This is a genomic window from Salinimicrobium oceani (genome assembly GCF_012037645.1).
Genome location: NZ_JAAVJR010000432.1, coordinates 1 through 503, shown reverse-complemented (window position 1 = coordinate 503; position 503 = coordinate 1). Strand labels below are relative to the sequence as shown.

The following is a 503-nucleotide window of genomic DNA, read 5'->3' as shown; positions in this document are numbered from 1 at the left end:
TGCTTCAGGAAAGGCACTGCAGGCATTCAAAAAGCTTCAGCAATTAAATTAGAAAAATGAACATACTCGATAAAATAGCAGCAAGGAAAAAAGAGGAAGTGGAGATGCTTAAGGAAGAAGTTCCGGTAGAAACGCTCCAGATGCTACCCCACTTCAAGCGAAAATGTTTTTCGTTAAAGGAGAATCTGAAAAATTCTAAAACAGGAATTATTTCTGAATTTAAAAGGCGCTCCCCGTCTCACCCCGAAATAAATCTTGGTGCCGATGTTGCTGAAGTGACCAAAGCTTATGAAGCTGCCGGAGCTTCCGGAATTTCTGTGCTCACAGATGAAGATTTCTTCGGCGGCAGCCTTGACGATCTGGCTGTGGCAAGAGAAACAGTACAATTGCCCTTGCTGCGGAAGGATTTTATAATAGATGAATATCAGCTTTATGAAGCAAAAGCCATGGGTGCTGATGTGATCCTCCTGATCGCAGCCCTGCTGAAGCCGAAGCAAATTGAA

1 protein-coding gene is annotated in these 503 nt (G+C 43.3%); it reads left to right on the top strand.

What is annotated here, in order from left to right:
• Positions 1-56 precede the first annotated feature (56 nt).
• Positions 57-503 (top strand): indole-3-glycerol phosphate synthase TrpC (locus HC175_RS17575; RefSeq protein ID WP_168139585.1); only part of this gene is annotated, 447 nt, incomplete at its 3' end.